Raw genomic sequence first — 24,700 nt, 5'->3', positions numbered from 1 at the left:
TTTCGCGATTATATCGTAGTTTGAATTAAGAAGAAGTTAAGCAAAAGAGAGTTTTTCTCTTTTACTTAATTATTTAAATTTGTCTGCTCTTGGATAAATAAATACAGCTTCTCTAATAACGCTGATTTTTTTAGGGTCATCTTTTGCAAATGCTCTTATTGTAATAGTAATTGGAGTATCTTTTGAGTTATCAGTAACTAATCTTTTTTTAGTACTTAATACAACAACTTTTTTTCTTAATTTATTTGGTGCAAGAGAAAAAGGTTTAAATCTTTCAATTACAATGTCATCATTTCCTACTACTTCTAAATCATAAGTATGTCTTTTTGAATCAGTATTTTGGAATAAAAATAAGAAGTTATTTGCAACTTCATTATCTTCTTTTATTTTATATAATTCAGTAGTTTTATTAATATTTAAAAGCATATGCTCTTTTTTCCCACCCATTATAAATAGTAAAGCAACTACAACTAATAAAGCAACTGTGTACATAATAGTTGATTTTCTAACAACTTTTGTTTCTTTATTGTGCTTAATCTCATTTGTACTTGACCATTGAACAAGTGAAGGTTTTCCAAGTTTACCCATAACAGTTGTACATGCATCAACACACTCTAAGCAGTTAATACATTCAAGTTGTAAACCTTTTCTAATATCAATATGTGTAGGACAGACAGTTACACAGGCTTCACATGTGGTACACTCATTTTTTTCATCTGGTAAATCTTTTTGTTTGAAAATAACTTTATCATTTTTATCATTATAGATATTACCACCTCTGTTAGTAGAGTAAATTGCTTGGTATGTATTGTTATCATATAGTACAGATTGAACCCTTGAGTAAGGACATACATAAACACAGAAATCTTCTTTTAAGAAGATAACATCATAGATTAAAAAAGCAGCAATTGCTAAAACAAAACCAATTAAAAACATATGATCCATAGGGTTTTGTAAATATGCAAAAAAATCTTCAGGTGGAACAAAGTACCACATAAAATCAGCAGCTGCAACTAAAGCTAAAACAGACCATATTAATATGGCAAGTAATCTTTTTGAAGCATTTTCAGCTTTTTTCCAGTTTGGTTCTTTTTGTTTATTTTTTATTCTTCTAAGACCTAAAAGTTTTGTTTCAATTAAATCTCTATAAATGACCCTAAAAATTGTTTGTGGACAGGCCCAACCACACCATGCTCTTCCCCCAATTGAAGTAGCAGCAAAAATTCCTAAAAATAGTAGCATTAATAAAAATGGCATTAAGTAAAGTTCTTGCATATCAAATGCTACACCTAATAAATGCAATTGTTTTTTATCAAATGATAATAAAAAAATGTGATTACCATCGATTCTTATAAAAGGTACAACTAAAGCAACAATTGTCGCTAAAACATATGCATAATATCTTTTTATTCTATAAGGAGTCTTTTTTAAGTATTCGTTTTTTTCTTGACTCATAATCTTTTCCTTTAATATAGTAACAGTATTGTTACAATAATTGTATATAAAACAACCTTATAATAAACATAAGTAAACATAAGTATAACTTATAATAAATGATTATATTGGATTAATTTGTTTTTTTAAGAAAAAAATATGAAGAAAGAAAGTTTAAAAACTTTCCCAATCTTCATTTTTATTTGAGTTGATTACTTCTTCTTTTTTTAAAGGATTATAATCTTTTTTACTTTTTGTATCTATTATAGAGTTTTTTATTTTTTTTGCTTTTGTACTCTCTTTTCCTAAAAACTCTTTTTTATTTGTTTCTTCAACAATCTCATTTGCAATTATTTGTGTTTGATTAGCAATGTCTTTTGTATCATTTGCAATTGATGCATTTTGTTGTGTTTGTCTATCTAACATATTTACAGCATCATTAATTTGAGTTATTCCTGTACTTTGCTCTTTACTTGCATTTGAAATATCATCGATTAATTCTAAGGTTTTTGCTACATTTTCATTTAAATTTTTGTATCCATGTATCATCTTATCTGAAATATCTTTACCATTATTTGCTTTTACTGTAGCATTTTCAACTATGGCTTTAATCTCTTTAGCAGCTTGCGCACTTCTACTTGCAAGATTTCTTACTTCACCTGCAACAACAGCAAAACCTTTTCCTGCTTCTCCAGCAGTTGCAGCTTCAACTGCTGCGTTTAGTGATAATATATTTGTTTGAAATGAAATTTGGTCAATTACTGTTATAGCATCATTTATTGATGTTACTTGTGTATTTATTTCATCCATTGCAATAGTTGTTTGTGAAGCTAAAGTTTCACCCTCAGTTGCTGAATTTTTTAATATATTTGCATTTTGAGCCATTTTTAATACATTTTCATTATTGTGTGTAATATTTGCTGTTATTTGTTCAATAGCAGCAGCTGTCTCTTCAATACTAGCAGCTGCTTCGTTTGAAGATTGACTTAAAGTATCTACATTTGATAATAAAATATTAGCACTATCTTGTAAAGTCAAACCATTTGTTTTATTTTCAACTAACATTTCATTTATTATATTTGCAAGTGCATTAAAACCATCTACAGTTTTCCCACTTGCATCTTTAATTCTATATGTAAAGTCAAGTTTTTGATATTTGCTTAATGCTTCTTCTATTTTATTTAAGTCATCAGATATATTAGTAGAAACAGCTTCTATCATTTCATTGAATATTACTTTTAACTCTTCTAAACTTTGATTTTGTGTTGAAGTATTAATTCTATGTTTTAAGTGTCCATTTTTTACTTGTGTAACTACTTCTTTAACATTTTGAATTAATTTATTATCTTGTTCAATTAACTCTTGCGTTTGATTTATATTGTCATTTATCATTTTTGACATTTTACCAAACTCATCATTTGAGTTAATTTCAATTTTTGTATGTTCTTTATTCTCTTTATTTAAGTATTTAAAAAATGATTCTAAGCCATTAGTAATTGTAGTAAGATTTTTACTTAGTGTTCTTGTTCCAATTAATATAACAAAAGCAACAACAATAAAACTAACAATACCAATTATTATAGAAAATAGTTGCAAATCATTTGCATCTTTTAAGTATTCATCTCTTGGCATTGTAAGACCAAGTGCCCATTTTACATCACTTTTTCCAAGTTCAAAAGGTTCTATATGATAGTAAGAGTAAGTGTTTGTTGTAGGTGTTTTTCTTTCATAATTAAAAGTTTTATTATCATTTATAGATTTTATTATATCTTGTGCTTGTGTATACTCTTTGTTATCAGATACATTTTTTGTTAATACAGTTTTATCTGGATGGCCTACAATTGTTCCTTTATCAGATAATAAAAATCCATATCCAGTCTCAAAAATCTTAATTTTTCCGATTTTATCAACTAAGCTATCTAAAGAAATATCAATAGTAGTAGCTCCTAAGAATTTATTTTTTGATGTAATAATTGGAGCTGAAACAGTAACCATTAATACATTTTTCCCATCAACTTCATAATTATATGGTTCTGTTACATAAGCTTTTTGTGTTTGTCTTGGAACATCTACCCACTCTCTACCCTCAGATACAGTAGTAAGACCCTCTAATATTATTTTAGAGTTTGATTTGTATAAATAAGGAGCAAATCTACCTTCTTTATCATGGCCATCTGTACTAGCTGATGATAAGTCATTTTCAAAAAGTATATTTGGATCTAAATCAACTGCCATTGCAAGGGCAAAATCAGCATTTACTAGCATATCTTTTGTAATACTTGTAATTAACTCTTTTGAATAACTATTGTTTTCATACATTTGTTTTATAACACTAGCTAAAGAACTAACTGATGTTAATGCTTTTTCTAAATCCTGCTTTGATTCAAAAGCATATTTATTTGCAAGGGTATTAATATATTTCTTAGAAGATTTTTCTGAAGAGTTATAAGTATTTGATGATATTAAAAAAATACTAATGACAGAAGATAGTAGTACAATAGATAGCACACTAACCAAAAGTTTTTTCGCAAACGTCCAATTTGAAAACATAAATTCTCCCTCTTTTGTTTAAAAATTTACAAATATTATATCATTTTTTATAAGAAAACCCAATAATTGAATTTAAAAAAGTAAGGTGAAATAATATTTGAATTTTAATATATCTATTTATTTTATTATTAAAATTTATTTTTTATATAAAATATATTAACTATTAAGAAACATTTATATTTTTAAAATTACTAGTTCATTTTTAACACATTAAAATAATAATTAGGTGTGTTTTTTTTATTTTATATCTTCATATGTAAAACATAAATTACAGCTGATATTACTGTTAATCTTGCCATTTTGAAGCCCACTGTTTTTGTTCTTCTTTTGTAAGAAAAGTCCAAATGATTATTCTACTAATCTTTTGTCCATGTTTCATTTTTATAGTTTCATACTCTATTGGTTTTACATAATCCAATGTATCATAGATAAATTTTAAATTATCCTTTTTTGATACGATTGTACTAAACCAAAAACAGTTCTTAGAATAGAGCTTACTTTGTTTTATCATGGTTTTTATAAAGGCTACTTCTCCACCTTTACACCAAAGCTCATTGCTTTTTCCAGCAAAATTTAAAGAAGCTTTTTTTACTACTTGTTTTGTAAGGTTTTGAACTTTTCTTTTACTTCCCTCTTGGGCTTGGGCTTGTGATTTATGAAAAGGAGGGTTACATAAAGTAAAATCGAATCTATCATTTTCTTTAATAATACCTGCAAATATATTATCATGGCTTGTTTGTATTCTACAGTGAACATTGCCTTTTAAAGAGTTATTTGACTCTATGATTTTTTGAGATGATTTTATAGACTCTTCTTCAATATCGCTACCAACAAAAGACCAACCATAAACACTATTACCAATTATTGGATAAATACAATTAGCACCAATACCAATATCAAGACCTTTAATATTAGAACCTTTTGGTATTTTATTATTATTTGATTTTGCTAAAACATCAGCAATATAGTGAAGATAATCAGCTCGTCCTGGAATTGGAGGACATAAGTAACCATCTGGTATTGACCACTCTTTTATATTATAAAAATGTGAAAGCAGTGCTTTATTTAAAGTTAAAACAGCTTTTGCATTTGAAAAATCAATTGATAATTCATCATATTTATTTTTAAATACATAGTTTTTAAGTTTTGGTAAACTTTTTAATAGTTGAGGAAAATCATATCTATTATTGTGAAAACTTCTTGGATGTAAACTTTTTTTATGCTCTTTATATGCCATTTTATTTATCTTATAATTTTATTTTAATCTAAATCTATAGATTGAGCTTTAAAAGTTATCATAAAACTAAAGCTCAATCTCTATTTGAAGTAGTTATTTATATTCTCAATATTGAGAGTATATTCTTACTCTTGTTCTGAGAATTTGTTTTTGATATTTATATTCATATACATATGTAAAACATCAATTGCAGCAGGTGTTATTCCTGAAATTTCACTTGCATTGAATAGTGTAGGTGGTTTTGATTTTTGAAGCTTCTCTATTACTTCATTTGATAATCCAGGAATTTCATTGTAGTTAAAATCTTCTGGAATTTTTAATTTAAGCATTTTTTGCATTTTTTCTATCTGTTTTTCTTGTTTTTTTACATATCTGTAATATTTTGCTTCAATAATGATTTGTTCTTTTAAGTAGGGTTCAACATCTTTAAGTGATGGCACTAATTCGTCAAATTTTTCAGATGTTACGGTATTTCTTCCTACAATATCAATCAATAAAGCTCGGTCTTTAATCTTATCTTCACCTAATTTTGATAAAAGTTCAAGATTCTCTTTTTTTGAAGTAAACCATTCATTTTCCATAAAAGAGATTGCATTGTTTATTACTTCTCTTTTATTCTCTATTTTTGACATAGTTTTATCATCAATAAGTCCAAGTTCATATCCATATTTACTAAGTCTTAAATCAGCTGTTTCTTCTCTTAAAAGTAATCTATATTCTGCTCTACTTGTAAACATTCTATAAGGTTCATTTGTACCTTTAGTTACTAAATCATCGATTAAAACTCCAATATACGCTTCGTCTCGTCTTAGTATTAAAGGTTCTTTATTATCAATTGATAAACATGCATTTATACTTGCCATTAGTCCTTGAGAAGCAGCTTCTTCATATCCAGTTGTTGCATTGATTTGTCCAGCAAGATATAAATTATTTACTTTTTTTGTCTCTAATGTATGTTTTAATTCTGTTGGATCAACATAATCATACTCAATTGCATATCCATATCTTATAATTTTTGCGTTTTCTAAACCTTTGATTGAATGTACCATCTGTTTTTGAACATCAATAGGTAAAGAAGTACTAAGTCCATTGATATAATATTCTGTACACATCGCAGTTTGAGGTTCTAAAAATAGCTGATGTCTATCTCTTTCACTAAATCTATTTACTTTATCTTCAATACTTGGACAGTATCTTGGTCCATTGCCTTTGATTTGCCCTGTAAATAAAGGAGCTCTATCAAAGTTTGAACTAATTGTTGAGTGAGTTCCCATATTTGTGTATGTAATATAACATGGATATTGTGTAGGATTAAATTTACTTTTATCTGTTCTAAATGAGAAAGGTGTAGGCTTCTCATCACCTCCATGCTTTTCCATAACAGAAAAATCAATAGAATTTGAATCAATTCTTGAAGGTGTTCCTGTTTTTAGTCTTCCTACATTTAATCCCATCTGTTTTAATTGTGTAGATAGTGTTGTTGATGGAAGTTCCCAAGCTCTTCCTGCTTCATACTGGTTTTGTCCTATATGAATAAGACCTTTCATAAAAGTACCAGTTGTAAGAATAACTTTTTTTGCTAAGAATTCTTCTGTTAATTTTGTTTTTACTCCAATAACATCACCATTTTCATCTAAAATAAGTGAAGTTACTTCATCTTGATAAATTTCCAAATTAGCAGTTTTGTGGCATACTTCTCTCATGTAATATCTATATTTGTCCATGTCAATTTGCGCACGACTTCCTTGTACTGCTGCACCTTTTGAAGCATTTAAAACTCTAAATTGAATTCCAGTTGCATCTGTACAAAGTCCCATTTCTCCACCAAGTGCATCTAGTTCTCTTACTAAGTGCCCTTTGGCAAGTCCTCCAATTGCTGGATTACATGAAGCTGCTCCGATTTGTTCAACTAGCATAGTGATTAAAAGAGTTTTTTTACCCATTCTTGCACTAGCTAGTGAAGCTTCTATTCCAGCGTGTCCGCCTCCAACGACGATAATGTCATAGTTCATTTTGTCTCCGTAAAAAATATGTATTTATTTTAAAAAACAGTTAGTTTCAAAGATAGGCTTTTCTGTTTTCACTTAAGTTCTAAAAGTAATTGAAGCAGTTATTCTTTATCGTAAAATTTATTAAAATTTGCTTCTCAATAATTTTTTGGTATCATACCAAAAAATTGTAATTATTCCAAATATTTTGGACTCTATCAAATAATTGTTGAAGGATTTATGTGTTTACAGGATTAATTAGAGAAATGGCTGATGTTTTAAGCTTAAAAAATGGTTTTTTGACATTAAAAGCAGAGTATAAACCAAAAATAGGTGATTCAATTGCTGTAAATGGTGCTTGTTTAACAGTTGTAAGAGTTGCAACGGGTACTTTTACTGTTGAATTATCTTTAGAATCACAAAGAATCTTAGCAATGGAAAACTATAGAGGAAAGGTTCATATTGAGCCTGCAATGATGATGGGTGATAGATTTGAGGGACATATTGTTCAAGGGCATATTGATTGCTTGGGAACTGTTAGTTCAATAAAGAAAAATGGAACATCAACAGATTTTATTATAAGTTTGCCAAAAGATTATTCTAAATATATAATTCCAAAAGGAAGTATTTCTATTGATGGAGTTTCTCTTACTGTAAATGATGTTTATGATAAAAGTTTTAGGCTTACAATTATTCCACACACTATAGAAAATACTTTGTTTAAAACTTATAAAGTTGGAACAAAAGTAAATTTAGAAACAGATATGTTTGCAAGATATATTTTCAATATGTTCAAAAGTAATGAAAAGAAATTATCTTGGGATGATGTTGATAGTATTATGGCTAGTTATTAATGCATAGAAGAGTATTTTTAGTAAATAGTTCACTTTTTAGTGCAACAGCTTTGCTAAATGCAAAAGGGCTATTTGATGCTAAAAATTCTCTTTCATGGTCAGTGATTGAAGAGGTTTTGGAAATAGTTTTTCCAAAAACTAAACATATGCCAAGTGCAAGTGAATTTGGCGCAGTTGATTATTTATTGAAAAATATAAATCATAAAACTTTTGATAAAGATGATTTAAACTATTTACTACAAGGTGCAAAAGATTTTAACTCATCTTTTCCTAAATTTTTAAAAGCTTCACTTGAAGAAAAGAATAGAATTATTAAGCAAGTTTCACAAAACTCATATGGTCAAAACTGGTTATCTTATTTAATATATTATGGTATAGAAGCAATGCTTAGTGATCCTATATATGGTGGAAATAAAAATCAAATAGCATATGAAGCTTTGAAATTTCAAGCAGGAGAGCCAAGACCTAAAGTTAAATATGGAAAAACTGATGGTTTATGATATTTGTATTATAGGAAGTGGTGCAGGAGCAGCACCTATTGCTTATGAACTTAGCAAAGCAGGTAAAAAAGTTGTAATTTTAGAAAAAGGTTCTATTTATACTGAAAATGATTTCTCAAAAGATGAATTAGCTTTTGTTCGAAAAAGTGTATTAACTCCAAATTTAAAAGAGCAATACCATACAATAGAAGAGTTTGTAAATAAAAAATGGGTCAAATTTCCCACTTACGAAACAGCTTGGAATTGGTGGAATGGAAGTTTACTTGGCGGCTCTTCAAATCTAATGAGTGGCTACTTTCATAGATTAAAACCAAAAGATTTTAAGTTAAAAAGTGTTTATGGAAAAACTAAAAATTCAAATATAGTAGATTGGCCAATATCATATGATGATTTAGAAAAGTATTACACAAAAGTTGAAGAAGTTGTAGGTGTTTCAGGAGAAGTTACAAACTATGAACATCAAGAACCAAGAAGTAAACAAAACTATGCTTTTAAACCTTTAAAAGAACATCCTATTACAAAACTTTTTGATAAGGCTTGTGAAGAGTTAGGTTATACCTCTTATAAGGTTCCAAGAGCAATTATAAGTGAAGATAAAAATCATAGAAAATCTTGTTATTACTCAAATTTTTGTGGAAGCTATGGATGTAGTAGTGGTGCAAAATCAAGTGCAAGGGCTTCACTTTTAGTTGATGCTTTGAAAACAAATAATTTAACTATAAAAGCAAATGCCTTTGTTTATAAACTAAATAGTAATAAATCAAAAGTTACAAAAGCTTACTATTATACAAAAAATAAAAAAACACAAATAATTCAAGCAAAAATATTTGTTTTGGCTGCCCAAGCTGTAGAAACTTCAAGACTTTTATTAAATTCCAAAAACAACTTTTATCCTGATGGTCTTGCAAATAGTTCAAAACAAGTTGGTAAAAATATGATTTTTACAGGTGGAGGAATAGGAAGTGCAGAGTTTAGTGAGAATGAAAAATTAAATCATGAAGAGCTTTTTACGCAAGGTTTATTTGTAAATAGGGCATTAAAAGATTGGTATTATACTTCAAAATTTAAAGGTGGAACTATTGATTTTTTGTTTGACCATGCAAATCCTATAAGAAAAGCAAACCTTTATAAAAAAGATGCTGAAGATAATTTTTTATTTGGTGAAGCTTTACAAGAGAATATTTATAAGAATTTTACTCAAAAAAGAGTTTTGAACTTTGAAGTTTTTACAGACTGGACACCAAATGATAACTGTTTTGTAAGTGTTGATGAAAAATATAAAGATAAGTATGGAATACCCGTTGCAAATATTAGAATTGGTGCACATAAACAAGATTTAAAAGCTGCAAATTTTTTAGCTTCAAAGGCAAAAAAAGTATTAGAAAAGATGGGTGGAAAAAATATTAAAGTCAATATGAGTGCATTGCCCTCTCAAAATCTTCAAGCAGGTGGTTGTAGATTTGGTAATAACAAAAAAAGTTCGGTTTTAAATAAATATTGTCAAAGTCATGATTTGAAAAACTTATTTGTTACAGATGGAAGTTTTATGCCAACAGGAGGAAGTGTTCCTCATACTTGGACTATTTATGCTAACTCTTTTAGGGTGGCTGATTATATAAAAGCTATTGTTTCTTAATCTTTTTTTCTTCTTTAAGATTAGCAGTTTTATCTTCACTTTTTTCTTCTTTTTCTAAAAGTTTAGAAGTATAAATATAAAAAAATCTTCTTTTTAAAACTTTTGCATAAGGTTCTATTACAGCTTCTTGCATATCTGGCATTTTGTTTATAGATACAACTTTTCCAACTTTTAAGCCTTTAAAAAAGATATTATCCATTCCTGATGTAATTACTTCATCTCCTACACTAATATCAATCCAAATAGGAATATACTTGGCAACAATATATTTGCTTTTTTTGATACTATGCGTGATTCCAGGGGCCTTATTTTTTCCTATATATACAGCATAATTTGATTTTTCATTTCCATTTAGTAAAGCAAGAGCTTTATCATTTTTTCTAACTACTATTCCAGCTGCATAATCATCAATAACTAAGCCTGAGATTTGGTCATCTAATTTCTCTTTATCTAACCAAACTTTTGTAAAGTCATCAAATTCAACATATGATAAAACCCTTGTTTGAATAAGTTTTTCATCTACTGGTTTTAATCTTTTTATACTATTTATTAAATCAGTTAGTTTTTGATTTTTACTTTCATAAAGAAGTCTAAACTCTTTTAGTTTTTCATTCTCTTGTTTTAATTCTTCAATTGTACTTGCTTGATAAAAATATTTTTCTGTGAAGTTAGTTATTTTTACTACTTTATGAATATAAAACTCTTTTATATTATTAAATAAAGTAAATTTTTCACCTAAAAGTTTGTTTACATCTAGGATGTATAACAAACTTATGGCTAGAAAAAGAATAAAGAAGATTAACTTATTCATTAGTTATCAGTTTTAATAGCTCCGATTGATTAAGTACATTACTTGTCCCATAAGCTACTGCTAGAAGTGGTTCATCGGCAACTTTAACTGGTAGTTTAATAATATCTGCTAAATATGTATCAAGACCTTTTATTAGTGCTCCACCACCAGTTAGGATAACTCCATTGTCAACAATATCACTTGCTAAATCAGGTGGCATGTCCTCTAGTACACTTTTCACTGCTGAAACAATCTCTTTTAGTGGTTCTTTAATTGCAGTTCTAACACCTTCACTTCCTAACTCGATTGTAGAAAGTAATCCAGAGTTATCTCTACCTTTTACTTTGATTTTCAACTCTTTTTCAAGTTTTATTGCAGTACCAATCTCTATTTTGATGCTTTCAGCTGTTCTTTCACCAATATAAAGATTATAGTTTTGTCTTACATAATCCATAATTGCTTTATCAAATCTATCTCCTGCAACTTTGATTGATTTGCAAAGAACTAAACCACCAAGTGAAGTTACACCAATTTCAGTTGTACCTCCACCAATATCAACTACAACATATCCAGATGGGTCAGATACTGGAATTCCTGCTCCAATTGCAGCTGCCATTGGTTCTTCAACTAAGAATACTTCTCTAGCTCCTGCACTAATTGCAGACTCTTTTACAGCTTTTTTCTCAACTTGAGTAATTCCAAATGGGATACAAATAATAATTCTAGGTCTAATAAATGATTTTCTTGAGTGAGCTTTTTCAATAAAATATCTAATCATTCTCTCAGTCATTTCAAAATCAGCTATTACACCATCTTTCATAGGCCTTACAGCTTGGATATTTAATGGGGTTTTACCAATCATCTGTTTAGCTTCTTGCCCAACAGCTAATATTTTATCTTTTCCATATCTATCATGCTGAACAGCAACAACAGAAGGTTCATTTATAATAATACCTTTCCCTCTAATAGAAACAACAGTATTTGCAGTTCCTAAATCTATAGCCATATCATTTGAAAATAGACCTATTAATTTATTTAACATTGTTATCCTTTATGCTACTTCTACTTCTTTTTCTTTTAATACTACATCTTTAGTAATTGTAATTTTTTTATCTTTGTATAAAGGTAAATCATACATAATATCTAACATAATATCTTCAAGAATTGATCTAAGACCTCTAGCCCCTGTTTTTCTTTCAATTGCTTTTTTTGCTACTTCTTTTAAGGCATCTTCCTCAAAACATAGCTCAACTTCATCCATTTTAAATAGTTTGATATATTGTTTTACTAAGGCATTTTTTGGTTCAGTTAAGATATGAACCATATCATCTTCACTTATCTCATTTAAGGTTGCAATCATATGAAGTCTTCCAATAAGTTCAGGGATTAATCCATATTTAACTAAGTCATGTGCTTCTACATCAGATATTATATCTTGTTTATCTTTAGTAGTTTTCTTTTCTTGATTAAATCCAAGTACATTTGCACCTTGTTTTTTCTTAATTATCTCTTCAAGCCCATCAAAAGCGCCCCCGCAGATAAATAAAATATTTGTTGTATCTACTTGAATTGCATCTTGCCCAGGATGTTTTCTTCCACCTTTTGGAGGAACATTTATAGAAGAACCCTCAACAATTTTAAGAAGTGCTTGTTGTACACCCTCTCCAGATACATCTCTTGTAATAGATCTATTTTCACTCATTCTTGCAACTTTATCAACTTCATCAATAAAGATAATGCCTTTTTCAGCTTTTTTTACATCACCATCTGCAGCTTGTAAAAGTCTAGTAATTACATTTTCAACATCATCACCTACATAACCAGCTTCTGTTAAAGATGTAGCATCTGCTATTGCTAAAGGAACATCAAGATGTTTTGCTATTGTTTGTGCAAGTAGTGTTTTCCCACTTCCTGTTGGACCAATTAATAAAACATTTGATTTATTAATTTCTGTATCATCCTCATGATCTAAATCTTTTCTAAAAATTCTTTTATAATGGTTATATACTGCTACAGATAAAACTTTTTTCGCTCTATTTTGTCCAACTACATAATCATCTAAAATCTCTTTTAACTCAGCAGGAGTTCTAAGTTTCACTTCTTCTTTTGCTTCTTCTAGTTCTTCTTCAGATAGATTATTATCTTGTGGTTCATTTCCGTTTAGGATATCATGTGCAGCAGTTACACACCCTTTACAAATATATCCATTTTCACCTGCAATTATTGGATTATCTTTTGATTCCGTTACTCCACAAAAGTCACATTTTATTTTACTCATATTTTATCAACTCTCCACTATTTTCTATTAAAAGGTATTCCTCTTTTTGTATCAACAACAAATTGAGCTAACTCTTTTACATATTTATTATTACTCTCTTGAAGTAATCTTTTTGCAACATCTGAAATAGACTCTTTTGATTGAAATATTGCTTTATAAGCTTTTTTTATTTCATCTATATCTTCTCTATTATCAAGTCTTCTTCTTAAACCAGTTAGATTTAAACCTCTTAATACAGCACGATTACCCTCAGCTAAACAAAATGGAGGAATATCTTGTGTTACCACAGACCCACCACCAACCATAGAATAGCTTCCTAGTTTACAAAATTGATGAACAGGAGTTAAACCACCAACAACAACTGAATCACCACACTCTACATGACCAGCTAATGTTGCTACATTTGCAAAAATACAATCATTTCCTATGATACAATCATGGGCAACATGTGTATATCCCATAAATAAATTGTTATTTCCAATAACTGTTTTACTACCACCACCAATTGTTCCAGGATTAAATAATGTATACTCTCTAATTTTATTATTATCACCAATAATTAGCTCTACATCCTCACCATTGAATTTTAAATCTTGAGGAATAGAACCTAATGTTACATGGGAAAAAATTTCATTATTTTTACCTATTGTTGTTTTACCCTCAATTAATGAATGTGAACCAATCTTTGTACCATCACCGATTTTTGTATCTTTACCTATAATTGTATAAGCACCAATAGTTACATCTTTTCCTATTTGTGCTCCATCTTCAATTATAACTGTCTTATGAATGTTGTTCATATCAAACCTAAATTTATTTATCTACAACCATAGCTTTTAACTCAGCCTCAGCAACTAGCTTATCATCAACATAAGCTTTTCCATCAAGTACAATTAATGTACCTCTTAATTTTAAAATTTCAATTTTATATTCTAGTTTATCACCTGGTTTAACAGGAGTTCTAAATTTTGCTTTATCTATACTCATAAAGTAAATAACTTTATTTTTAAGTTCTTCTGCTGAAAGGTCATTGCTTTTTAGTGCTAAAACTCCACCAGCTTGTGCCATACCTTCAAGAATTAATACTCCAGGGTAAATTGGATGACCTGGAAAGTGTCCCATAAAAGCAGGCTCACTAATTGATATATTTTTATATCCAGTGATGCTTTTTCTTTTTTCCATATCAGTGATTCTATCAACTAATAAAAAGGGATACCTATGAGGTAATATCTCTTGAATTTCCATAACATCTAACATTCTTATTATCCTAATATTGTGTGTTTAAAATAGTCACATATTTTAGCTAAAAAAAAATTAGTTTTGTATTATTTGAGCAACATTTTTTGAACTACCATTTTTTAAATATTCTCTTAACACTTTTGAATTATCTAAAAATCTATTTTTATTCATATTTGTGTATTCATCTAAAAGATTTTTACTAGTAACTTCTTCTTGAAAAAACTCTTTATGAATTGCATCTTTTCCCATTTTGTCAAAAAAGATATTTGCCAAACCAATATATGGAAGTTTTACAAACATTCTTCCTAAAAAATAATCAAATTTTTTGGCTACATAAGACATAACAAAAGGAGTTCCAATTAAACTTGCTTCAAGTGTTGCAGTGCCTGAACAAATAAAACCAAACTCTGCATCTATTAAACTTTGATGAGCGTCATTTGAAACAACAAAATCACTTATATCTCCATAAGTTTTTTTAATATAAGCATCATCAAATTTTGAGGGAATAATTAGTATGTGTTGTTTATTTGGAATTGATCTTGCAATTTGTCTAAATACTGGCATATGATTTATTATCTCTGTTTTTCTACTTCCTGGCATAAAAACAATCTTATCTGTTTTTTCATATGAGTGTTTAAATTGGGTTATCTCATCTAAAAGTGGATGCCCCACATAACTTATCATCTTTTTATTTGAGTATAACTCTTGTTCAAAAGGAATAATCGAACAAAGTTTTGTACAGTATTGTTGAAGTTTTTCTACTCTTTTTTTCTTCCATGCCCAAGCTTGAGGTAAGATATAGTAAATAATCTCTTTATTTGGATAAGTTTGTTTAAGCTTTTTTGCTAAAGGAAGATTAAAGCCTGAACTATCCATAAGTAAAACTTTATCACAATCTTTTGCAAGTTCTACTAACTCATCTCTTAATTTAAAAAAAAATTTTAATTTTTTTAATGCATCTATAAATCCCATGATTGCAAGGGCAGTTAGATCATAAATAGGATTTCCTAACTCTTTATCAAATACACCAACAAGTTCAATATCTTCATTAAGATGTTTCTTTAACTCTTTTAAGTGAATATTTGATGAAGTCTCTAATGCACTTACTAAAATTTTCATATAATCTCTTCCTTTACATCATCATAAGTTTGTGTGTTTAGTTCTATTTCAAATTTACCTTCAATTATTTCATCAATAATAATTACAGCACTTAAATCATATGGATTATTTACTATTTTATTTCTTATATTTAATTCATCTTCAATAATAGGTGGATTATACATAAGCTCTTTTACATTTTTATATGAAGTTTGTGCTATTTTGTTGAAACTATTTATATTTAATACTTTTATTTCATCTCTATTTAAATAATAAATACCATCTTTAGTATATTCAACTCTTCCATTTGTTTTTGTTCTATTTATTGAAGAATAAAAAAGAAAATATGATGGAACGGTTTGTTTATTTATATCAACTTTTCCATTAAATAAACGATAGTTTAAAAATCTTTGTTTTATTATCTTATATTCTTGATTTTTTTCTTCAAGTTCATTTCTTTTTTTATAAAGTTCAAGTCTTTGCTCAATTGATTCTGGAAGTATTTGATTTGAGATAGGATTAAACATCTCATCCATTACTTTTTTTTGTGCTTCTCTTTGAGGAGTTAATCCAAATAAACAACCACAATAATTTTGTCTATAAAGTGAGTGTTGTTTTACTACTTCTCCTTGAACTTGGGTACCATTTCCTGCTCTATAATCTTTAAATATAAACTCTAAACCTGTCTCTTCTTGTAGTTTTGCACCTATTTTTTCAAGTTTTTCTTGTGATTTTTTAGGAGATATTAATAGTGTTGTTGTAAATTTATCATGACCTAACTCTATTGCTTTTTTTACACTATTTTCTAATCTATCATCATAACAAACTGTGCATCTATCACCTTTTTCAGGAAGATGTTCCATACCTTTTACTTTTTTTAACCATTGTTCTAAATTATATGGACCCTCAAGAAGTTTAATACCTAATTTTTTACATGAATACTCTACATCTAAATATCTTAACCTATACTCACCATATGGATGAATATTTGGGTCATAAAAATACCCAACTAACTCTTCATTTGGATACTCTTCTTGAATCTTTTCTAAAAAGTAGTGACTATCTACTGAACAACAAATGTGAACTAACAAAACAAACCTTTAATCTTATTTTTGCGCAATTATAGTAAAATAATCCAAAACAAAAGGAAAAGCTATAAATAAGTATATTTTTTTAATCATTACTTTACTTTTTAGTGCATGTGCAGTAAAACAACCAGTTAAAAGTAGCAGTGCTACAATTTTGATTAAAACTCCAACTATGAGATTTTATGATACTGGATTTATAAATAAATATCAAGATTTTACACAAGTTCAAATTTTTACTGCTGGTAAGAGTATATTAAATCTAAAAATGTATAAAAATCAAATATGTAGTGATACTTTTAGTTGCTTAGATTATAAAAGTTTTAATAAACAATATTTAAGTAGTAGCTACGAAAAAGATTTTATCAAAAAACTTTTTGAAAAAGATGATAAAAATATCATCTTTAGAGATAGACAAAATAGTATTTTGATAAAAGTTAGAAAGAATTAGTTAGCTACTAGTCTAAACTAGTAGGTTCACCAAAGTAGTATCCTTGAGAGTAATGTATTCCTATCTCTTTTACTTTTTCATATACATTTTTTGAGTGAATAAACTCCGCTATTGTTTCTATTCCCATTTTATTAGCAAAATCTATAATTGTTTCAGTCACCATCTGAGAATTTCTATTTGTGTCAATATCTCTTATCATTGAGGCATCTATTTTTATATAATCAACTTTTAATTTCATTAAATATTCAAAGTTTGAGTATCCTGTACCAAAATCATCAATAGAGATTTGGCAACCATAGTGCTTAACATCTTCTATAAAATTAAGTACTTCATCAAAGTTCTCAATTCCTTCTGATTCAATAAGTTCAAATACAACTCTTTGTCCAGCATTTGAAACTTTTAAATGTTTAATTATACACTCATAAACTTCTTTATTTAAAATATCATCAACATTTAAATTTATAGATATTTTTTTATCTATTCTACTTAATACTTCAAATGTTTTTTTAATCATTATCATTGTTAGCTGAGGGTAAAGTTTATTTTTCTTAGCTAAATTTAAAAAATGAATAGGCGATATTAGCTCACCGTTTTTATCAACCATTCTTATTAATGATTCATATTTTACTACTTCTTGAGTTTTCGTATCAACAATTGGCTGAAATAATGGAATAAATCTATCTTCTTTTATGGCATCTTTAATTTTTTTACCCCATTTAAGATTTTGCTCATATTCATGCTCTATTTTCATTGATGAATCATAAAGAATAAATTTTTGTCTTTTTCTTTTTGCTATTTTTAATGCTATATCTGCATTTGTAAGTAAAGCTTCGTTGCCTAAGGCAATACCAATAGATACATTTACATGGGCTTCATTGTCTTCTCTTACTACAAATGCATTTTTTTCTATGCTCTCTATTAGATATAAAGCTAAACTTTTTAACTCTTCTAAAGATAGGTCTTGTTCATAATATAGTGCATATTCATCAGCATGAAGTTTAAATAGTGTTGAAGATTTTGGTGAGTTTTCTTCTAATATATTTGAAATATAAACTAATAGTTCATTTCCAACTTCATCACCATATAAATCATTTATTTCTTGAAATTTATCTATATTTATAAGCATTAACGAAGCATATTTATCTTTATTTACTATTTCAAGAAGTTTTTTTCTATTTGGAAGGTCAGTTAATTCATCATTGTAAAACTGATATTCTAAAGAGTCAAGCATATTATTAAATACTTTTTGCATAGAAGTTATTTCTTTGATTTTATTATCTATTTTTACTCTTTGTTTTATATCTTTATTTTCAGAAATATCATTTATTTTATCTACAAATACTTTTATAGGTTTTACTAAATATTTATCAAACTCAAAGTATAAAGATAAAAATACAATAATTGAAAACATAACAATAAACAAAGCAAAAAAGTTTATCATTGTAGATAGTGATACTTTTAAATCATTTATTGGATAAGATATATCAATAACTCCAAGAACATCATTTTCTTTTGCATTTGTATGGCACTTTAGGCATTGTTGCTCTGCTATAATTGGATAAAAAAATTGAATCATACTATCATCTATGATATTTAATACTTCTTCATTATTTAAAGCTTGTTTTACAAAAGGGTTTGCTTTTCTTGCTTTTGCATCAGCTTTTATATCTCCATAAACTTCTGCAACTATTGGGCTTCTGTAAACATTTACAATCATCTCATCATCAATAGTATTTACTCTATCAATTATATTTTCTAAATCCTCTTTTGTCCAGCCTTTTTCCATTGCTGAGTATAAAGATTGAAATATTAGTTTGCTGGTTTTTTTAGCATCAATCTTAGTTAGTCTTTCAATAGCATCTCTTTTTAAATACTCTCCATAAATAAAAGCTACTGAAAGTGTAATTACAAGAGTAAGAAGAATTATTCGTGTGATAAGTTTTTTATATGTTATTGATTTTTCCATTAGTGCCCAAAATTATTTTATTTACTAGTATTGTATACATTTGTTACTTAAGATATTATTTTATTATTAAATAGCCAGTTAGGCTATTTAATGTTGAAATTTTCTTAATCTATTATAACCTAGTTTAATAAGTTTAAGCAAAGGTTTTCTATATGAGTGAAAAACAAATTTTTTAATGTAATATGCAAGTTTACCCTTTACATGAATAAGTCCAAAAAGATTTCCAGCTGCATACTCTCCTCCAAGTGCGATAAGTATTCCATCAAGTTTAGGATTAGTTTTAACAAGAGTTTTATTTTCCAGTGATTTTAAAACATTTTTTCCTGCTAATGAACCACTTATTCTAGCAATAGTAACATTTGGAGGCATTATTTCATCATCATTATTTCTAATTTCAGCAATATCTCCAATGGCATAAATATTTTCATGTTCAAGTACTTGCATATGTTCATTTACAATAACTTGCCCTTTTTGGTTTGTTTTTATATCTAACTCAGCAGTAAGAGGAGAAGCCTCAACTCCACCTGTAAAAATTACAAAAGAGTGATTTATTTTGGTACCATTTGATAAAAAACAGTAGCCATCTTCTACTTTTTCAAGTTTTGTATTTGTTATTATATTTATTCCCAAAGATTTTAATCTTTCTTGTGAAATATTTATAAGTTGTTGTGTAAGTCCTGGCAATATACTAGCTGAACTACTTACTAAAGATATTTTTAGATTCTCACAAGAAAAATTCCCTCTTTTAAAGAATTTATTTGAAAAATATGCCATCTCAGCTGCAATTTCAACCCCTGATAAACCAGCTCCAACTACAAGAATACGCGTGTCTGCACACTGTTTTGCTTCATTTTTTATTTTTTCAAATAGTTGTTTTTCAAAACTTTGCTTAAAAACAATTGCTCTGTGAAGTTTTTTTATATCATCAGCGTGATTTAATCCAGGTACTTGAGGAGGGAAAAAGGTTCTTGTTCCAGCTGCTAATATTAGATAATCAAACTCAACAATCTCTTTTTCTTCTGTATAGATTTTTTTATCTTTTTTATCTATTTTTCTTACTTTTAAATTTTTAAATTCTAGGTGGTTGTGATTAAATCCCATACATAAAGTAGTTAAATCAATCGTAACATCTGCAAAGTTTGATTTATTTGCTATTAGATCATAAACTTCTGGTTGTAAATTATGATATGTATGTTTATCAATAAGTGTTATTTTGATATTTTTATTTTTAACCAATTCTCTTAATGCATAAATTCCTGCATATCCACCACCAATGATTACTATTTTTTTCATTAATGTTGCCTTTTCATCTTTTTTATATAACTCTTAATTTTAAAAATAATTAAATGAAGTAGTAACTAAGAGTCAAACAAATATATTTATATATTAATTATTAGATTAAAACATGTTTTACATAAAAAAGAGTTGTCAAGTAAGATATAGTTTAAATACTTCAAATAATTTAAACTTTCATAGAGTTTGTGAAATTTTATAGTTTTAAAACTATATTTTCTTTAAAGAAGCATTTTTGTATTATATTTTTAAAAATAGGAAATATAATGAAATATGTTGGAGCTCATGTAAGTGCAAGTGGTGGAGTTTATAATGCACCAATAAACGCAAAAGAGTTAGGATGTAAAGCTTTTGCTTTATTTGTAAAAAACCAAAGACAATGGAGAGCAAAAGATTTTGATACAAAAACTTTAGATAAGTGGTTTGAAGAGTTAGAAAAAAGTGGTGTCCAAACAAAACATATCTTACCTCATGATAGTTATTTAATCAATCTTGGACATCCAGAAGAAGAAAAAAGACAAAAATCTCTTGATGGTTTTTTGCATGAAATACAAAGATGTGAAATATTAAAGCTTGATAGATTGAACTTTCATCCAGGAAGTCACTTAAGAAAAATAAGTGAAGATGAGTGTTTAGATAGAATTGCTTTATCTTTAAATCAAGCAATAGATGAGACAAATGATGTGAAACTAGTTATTGAAAATACAGCAGGTCAAGGAAGTAACTTAGGGTATAAATTTGAACATTTGGCATACTTAATTGATAAAGTTGAAGATAAAAGTAGAATTGGTGTATGTATTGATACATGTCATATGTTTACAGCTGGATATGATATAAGAACTAAAGAAGCTTATGATAAAACATGGAAAGAGTTTGATGAAATAGTAGGTTCAAAATATCTTATGGGAATGCATATAAATGATTCAAAACCAGAACTTGGAAGTAGAGTGGACAGACACCATAGCCTTGGAATGGGACAAATAGGTTGGGATGCCTTTAAGTTTATTATGAATGATGAAAGAATGGATGATATTCCTTTAGTTCTTGAAACAATTGATGAAACAATTTGGAAAGAAGAGATAGAAAATTTATATAACCTTGTAGAAAAATAGATAAATAATTTTAAACGCTTTCATTGTTATTCTAATAATAAGACTCCTCAAGCCTCTTTACAATGCTCACCCCGAGGAGTTACTTTTTTAACTTTTTATAAACAAATTAACTTATTAAAATCTTTTGGTATGCTTTTTAGAAATGAATCAAAAGAAAATTGTTATAAAATTCATGGAATTATAAAGCTTGCTAGCTTCAAAAGTAAAAGCAGTTTATTAAAATCAAAGTCGTAAAAGCACCATTTAGATAGAATATGATTTCTATTGATAAAAACAATAAATACAATAATATGAAAAAGAATATTTAAATGATACAACTATCAAATGTAACAAAAAAATTTGGAACAAAAGAGCTTTTTTCTGATTTGAGTTTTAGATTAAACTCAGGAAATAGGGTAGGTTTAGTAGGTAGAAATGGTTCTGGTAAATCTACTTTATTTAAACTTATTTTGCAAGAAGAGTCTTGTGATGCGGGGGAGATATTAATTCCTAAAGGCTATAAAATTGGTGCTTTGAAACAACATCTTGAGTTTACCAAAAAGAGTTTAAGAGATGAAACTGCACTTGCTTTAAGTGAAGAGGATAAATATAGTATTTACAAAGTTGAAAAGATACTTTTTGGTTTGGGTTTTTCAAAAGAGGATTTAGAAAAAGATCCTTTATCTTTTTCAGGTGGTTATCAAATAAGAATTAATTTAGCAAAGCTATTGATTACTGAACCAAACCTTTTACTTTTAGATGAGCCTACTAACTACTTGGATATTTTATCTTTAAGATGGTTGAAAAATTTCTTAAAAAACTTTGATGGTGAAGTTATTCTTATTACCCATGATAGGGATTTCATGGATGCTATTACTACTCATACTATGGGAATTATTAGAAAAAGTCTATTTATTTTAGAGGGTAATACTCATAAGTTTTATGAACAAATTGAAGCAAATGATGAACACCATGAAAAGCAAAAGATTGCACAAGATAAAAAAAGAAAAGAGTTAGAGGAGTTTATTGCCAAAAACAAAGCAAGAGCTTCAACAGCAGCCCAAGCACAATCTAAAGTAAAACTATTAGAAAAGATGGATGAGATGGAGGATATAGTGCATGAAGCAACTATTGATTTTGATTTCAATTTTAAAAATACACCTGCAAAAGTATTATTAGATGTAAAAGATCTAAGCTTTGGATATATAAAAGATAATATTTTATTTAAAAATATCTCTTTTTCTTTAAATAAGTCAGAAACCTTGGGAATTATAGGTAAAAATGGTAAGGGTAAATCAACTTTATTAAATACTATTGCACAAGAGCTAAAACAAATAGATGGAACAGTAACTTATCATACTTCCACATCATTTGCTCACTTTGGTCAAACAAATATCTCGCATTTAAATCCAAAAAACACAATTATGGATGAGGTGTATCTTGGTAATTCAAAGTTACCAGAATCTACTGTTAGAAGTATTTGTGGTTCTATGATGTTTAGTGGAGATGATGTAAAGAAAAAAATATCATTACTTTCAGGTGGAGAAAAAAGTAGAGTTATGTTGGCTCAAATTTTAGCAAGAGATGTAAATCTTCTATTTTTAGATGAGCCTACAAACCACTTAGATATGCAATCAATAGACTCTTTGACAAAAGCTATTAAAAATTTTGAGGGTTCTTGTATTATTGTTACTCATAGTGAAGAACTATTGCGTCAAGTGTGTGATAGATTGATTGTGTTTGCAAAAGATGAAGCTATTTATTTTGATGGAACATATGATGAGTTTTTAGAAAAAATTGGTTGGGAAGACGAAGAAGTTGAAGAAAAAGTAAAAAAATCTCCCAAGGTAAATAAAAAAGAGAATAAAAAAATAAGAGCTGCACTTATTCAAGAAAGAAATAAACAAACAAATCCTTTGAAAAAAGAAGTTGACAAATATGAGCAAAGAATCATACAGTTAGAAGATTTGATACAAAAAGAGCAAGCAGAACTTATTCAAGCTTCAAATGCAGGAGATAATAGTAAGATAATTGAACTATCTCAAATAATTCTAAATTATGAAAAAGAAGTTGAAGAGAAGTTTGAAAAGCTTGAAGAAACTCAATTAAATCTTGATGCCATAATTCATGAATATGATATAAAATTAGAAGAGATTTAATTTTTTAATCTTATGAAAAATTAAATTTTATTTATAAGAATATAGCTTAATTAAAAATATAAATAAAGCTTGTATAATCAATCTTTATTTTACAATTAATTGCTATAGGAGAGTTTATGCAAACTATTGTAGTGGCACTTTTGCCTATATTTTTTCTTATACTACTTGGATATACTTTCAAAAAAATAGAGTTTCCAAGTTTAGAGTTTTGGCAGTATGCAGATAAATTTACTTATTATGCACTTTTTCCTGCTTTATTAATATACAAACTATCAACTGCCTCTTTAGATGATATTAATGGAGTATCTTTTGTCTCAACAGGGCTAGTAACACTTGTTGTTTTAACTCTTTTTTTAATGTTTCTTTCAAAATATGTTTTTCTTTTTGAAGGTAAGGCTTTTACTTCTGTATATCAAGGTGCAATAAGATTTAATAGTTATGTTTTTTTAGCTTTAACAGATGCTCTTTTTGGTGATAGTGGTTTAGTCCTAGCAGCTCTTCTTATGACTTTTATGATACCTGCTATAAATATATTTTGTATAGGAATCTTTTCAATATATGCTTCAAATAATAAGATTAATATAAAATCATTTACAAAATCAATTTTAAAAAATCCTTTGATTTTAGGGTGTGTTATTGGTGGTTTATTAAACTATTTTGGTATAAGATTATTTGCTCCTATTGAAAATACTCTTGGTATATTAAGTTCAGCAGCTTTACCACTAGGTCTTTTATCAGTTGGAGTAGGGCTTCATATAAAGCATATAAAAGAGGTAAAATTAGAACTATTTAGTTCTTTATTTTTAAAACTAGCAATTTTTCCTGTGTTAATATTTTTTATTGGAATAAATTTTGGTATTACAGGTCAGGCTTTAACTATATTAGTTTTATTTGGCTCAATGCCAACAGCTTCTAGTGCTTATATTCTTGCAAGGGAGTTAGGGGGAGATTTGAAACTAATGTCTGCAATTATTACAACACAAACATTAGTTTCTATTTTTACAGTTTCAACAATCTTGATGTTATTTCAAGACTATTTTTAAAGTAAGTA

At 27.8% G+C, this 24,700-nt stretch carries 20 protein-coding genes; 7 read left to right on the top strand and 13 right to left on the bottom strand.

Going from position 1 to position 24,700, the window contains the following annotated elements:
- Positions 1 to 69 precede the first annotated feature (69 nt).
- The 4 genes from ccoG to mnmG all read right to left on the bottom strand — a co-directional run bounded on the left by ccoG (position 70) and on the right by mnmG (position 7,233).
- Positions 70 to 1,455, bottom strand: a complete 1,386-nt coding sequence (gene ccoG / locus ACAN_RS13580; protein ID WP_099334511.1) for a cytochrome c oxidase accessory protein CcoG — start codon at positions 1,453 to 1,455, stop codon at positions 70 to 72.
- A gap of 153 nt (positions 1,456 to 1,608) precedes the next feature.
- Positions 1,609 to 3,984: a methyl-accepting chemotaxis protein gene (locus tag ACAN_RS13575; RefSeq protein WP_099334512.1), complete on the bottom strand. Its 2,376-nt coding sequence runs from the start codon at positions 3,982 to 3,984 to the stop codon at positions 1,609 to 1,611.
- Positions 3,985 to 4,270: 286 nt separating this feature from the next.
- Complete coding sequence (gene rlmF, locus ACAN_RS13570; protein ID WP_099334513.1) at positions 4,271 to 5,221, bottom strand: 23S rRNA (adenine(1618)-N(6))-methyltransferase RlmF; 951 nt, start codon at positions 5,219 to 5,221, stop codon at positions 4,271 to 4,273.
- Between the two features lie 125 nt (positions 5,222 to 5,346).
- Positions 5,347 to 7,233 carry a tRNA uridine-5-carboxymethylaminomethyl(34) synthesis enzyme MnmG gene (mnmG, locus tag ACAN_RS13565; protein WP_099334514.1) on the bottom strand — a complete coding sequence of 629 codons (1,887 nt, stop codon included), beginning with the start codon at positions 7,231 to 7,233 and terminating at the stop codon, positions 5,347 to 5,349.
- Between the two features lie 218 nt (positions 7,234 to 7,451).
- On the opposite strand from mnmG, the gene ACAN_RS13560 reads away from it, so the two are divergent.
- The 3 genes from ACAN_RS13560 to ACAN_RS13550 are packed head-to-tail and all read left to right on the top strand — an operon-like array spanning position 7,452 to position 10,199.
- Complete coding sequence (locus tag ACAN_RS13560; protein WP_099309895.1) at positions 7,452 to 8,063, top strand: riboflavin synthase; 612 nt, start codon at positions 7,452 to 7,454, stop codon at positions 8,061 to 8,063.
- Positions 8,063 to 8,563, top strand: coding sequence for a gluconate 2-dehydrogenase subunit 3 family protein (locus ACAN_RS13555; protein ID WP_099334515.1), 501 nt, complete (start codon positions 8,063 to 8,065; stop codon positions 8,561 to 8,563). Before ACAN_RS13560 ends, ACAN_RS13555 begins: the two co-directional genes overlap by 1 nt.
- Positions 8,541 to 10,199, top strand: coding sequence for a GMC family oxidoreductase (locus ACAN_RS13550; protein WP_322863391.1), 1,659 nt, complete (start codon positions 8,541 to 8,543; stop codon positions 10,197 to 10,199). Before ACAN_RS13555 ends, ACAN_RS13550 begins: the two co-directional genes overlap by 23 nt.
- Here ACAN_RS13550 and mreC read toward each other — a convergent pair.
- From mreC to ACAN_RS13515, 7 genes are read right to left on the bottom strand one after another with little or no spacing between them, the layout of a single operon-like run.
- The gene (gene mreC, locus ACAN_RS13545) at positions 10,186 to 11,010 is read right to left on the bottom strand and encodes a rod shape-determining protein MreC (protein WP_099334517.1); all 825 of its coding nucleotides are present in this window, start codon (positions 11,008 to 11,010) and stop codon (positions 10,186 to 10,188) included. The two genes, ACAN_RS13550 and mreC, sit on opposite strands and share 14 nt — an antisense overlap.
- Positions 11,003 to 12,031, bottom strand: coding sequence for a rod shape-determining protein (locus tag ACAN_RS13540; protein ID WP_079577604.1), 1,029 nt, complete (start codon positions 12,029 to 12,031; stop codon positions 11,003 to 11,005). The genes mreC and ACAN_RS13540 overlap by 8 nt, the downstream gene beginning before the upstream one ends.
- A 9-nt stretch (positions 12,032 to 12,040) precedes the next feature.
- A complete protein-coding gene (clpX, locus tag ACAN_RS13535) occupies positions 12,041 to 13,267 on the bottom strand; it encodes an ATP-dependent protease ATP-binding subunit ClpX (RefSeq protein WP_099334518.1) in 1,227 nt (408 codons plus the stop codon).
- Between the two features lie 17 nt (positions 13,268 to 13,284).
- Positions 13,285 to 14,067, bottom strand: a complete 783-nt coding sequence (gene lpxA / locus ACAN_RS13530; protein ID WP_099334519.1) for an acyl-ACP--UDP-N-acetylglucosamine O-acyltransferase — start codon at positions 14,065 to 14,067, stop codon at positions 13,285 to 13,287.
- 13 nt (positions 14,068 to 14,080) lie between these two features.
- Positions 14,081 to 14,524: a 3-hydroxyacyl-ACP dehydratase FabZ gene (gene fabZ / locus ACAN_RS13525; protein ID WP_079577600.1), complete on the bottom strand. Its 444-nt coding sequence runs from the start codon at positions 14,522 to 14,524 to the stop codon at positions 14,081 to 14,083.
- 57 nt (positions 14,525 to 14,581) lie between these two features.
- Positions 14,582 to 15,625 (bottom strand): lipid-A-disaccharide synthase, encoded by a 1,044-nt coding sequence (lpxB, locus tag ACAN_RS13520; protein WP_099334520.1) that lies wholly within the window; start codon positions 15,623 to 15,625, stop codon positions 14,582 to 14,584.
- Positions 15,622 to 16,695, bottom strand: a complete 1,074-nt coding sequence (locus ACAN_RS13515; protein ID WP_099334521.1) for an epoxyqueuosine reductase QueH — start codon at positions 16,693 to 16,695, stop codon at positions 15,622 to 15,624. Before ACAN_RS13515 ends, lpxB begins: the two co-directional genes overlap by 4 nt.
- Positions 16,696 to 16,846: 151 nt before the next feature.
- Between ACAN_RS13515 and ACAN_RS13510 the strand changes: the two genes are divergently transcribed.
- Entirely contained in the window at positions 16,847 to 17,140 is a 294-nt protein-coding gene (locus ACAN_RS13510; RefSeq protein WP_228150642.1) for a hypothetical protein, read from the top strand.
- Positions 17,141 to 17,147: 7 nt separating this feature from the next.
- On the opposite strand, the gene ACAN_RS13505 is transcribed toward ACAN_RS13510, so the two are convergent.
- Positions 17,148 to 19,106 (bottom strand): EAL domain-containing protein, encoded by a 1,959-nt coding sequence (locus ACAN_RS13505; protein ID WP_099334523.1) that lies wholly within the window; start codon positions 19,104 to 19,106, stop codon positions 17,148 to 17,150.
- A gap of 87 nt (positions 19,107 to 19,193) precedes the next feature.
- Entirely contained in the window at positions 19,194 to 20,399 is a 1,206-nt protein-coding gene (locus ACAN_RS13500; RefSeq protein WP_099334524.1) for an NAD(P)/FAD-dependent oxidoreductase, read from the bottom strand.
- Between the two features lie 266 nt (positions 20,400 to 20,665).
- On the opposite strand from ACAN_RS13500, the gene nfo reads away from it, so the two are divergent.
- The 3 genes from nfo to ACAN_RS13485 all read left to right on the top strand — a co-directional run bounded on the left by nfo (position 20,666) and on the right by ACAN_RS13485 (position 24,692).
- A complete protein-coding gene (nfo, locus tag ACAN_RS13495; protein ID WP_099334525.1) occupies positions 20,666 to 21,511 on the top strand; it encodes a deoxyribonuclease IV in 846 nt (281 codons plus the stop codon).
- Between the two features lie 308 nt (positions 21,512 to 21,819).
- Entirely contained in the window at positions 21,820 to 23,649 is a 1,830-nt protein-coding gene (locus tag ACAN_RS13490; protein ID WP_099334526.1) for an ABC-F family ATP-binding cassette domain-containing protein, read from the top strand.
- A 116-nt stretch (positions 23,650 to 23,765) separates the two neighbouring features.
- Positions 23,766 to 24,692, top strand: coding sequence for an AEC family transporter (locus ACAN_RS13485; protein ID WP_099334527.1), 927 nt, complete (start codon positions 23,766 to 23,768; stop codon positions 24,690 to 24,692).
- Positions 24,693 to 24,700 lie beyond the last annotated feature (8 nt).

It is taken from the genome of Malaciobacter canalis (assembly GCF_008000835.1).
GTDB lineage: Bacteria > Campylobacterota > Campylobacteria > Campylobacterales > Arcobacteraceae > Malaciobacter > Malaciobacter canalis.
This window is presented reverse-complemented; position numbering and strand designations above follow the sequence as displayed.